The 203-nt window shown below is 69.0% G+C and carries 1 protein-coding gene; it reads right to left on the bottom strand.

What is annotated here, in order from left to right; translation table 11 throughout:
- Positions 1-203, bottom strand: a 203-nt coding sequence (locus tag QQL85_RS26625; protein ID WP_284368807.1) for a hypothetical protein, incomplete at both ends; no start/stop codon positions are given.

Here is a 203-nt window from a genome sequence, read left to right on the forward strand (position 1 = left end):
GCCGCCTTGTCCACACGCAGCGCCTGCACCAGGCGCGTCGGCTCGGCCAGCGCCTGCAACTGCTGCTGCCAGAACTCAGCACTGCGCTGGCTGTCCTGGCGCTGCAGCCACTCGATGTAGTCGCGATAGCGGCCCGGCTGGCGCTCGACCACTTGACCGGCGTAGTGCTGCAGCACCTCGCCCAGCAGCTGCGAGTTGCTCCA

The sequence above is a fragment of the Pseudomonas putida genome, from assembly GCF_030159595.1.
GTDB lineage: Bacteria > Pseudomonadota > Gammaproteobacteria > Pseudomonadales > Pseudomonadaceae > Aquipseudomonas > Aquipseudomonas putida_AC.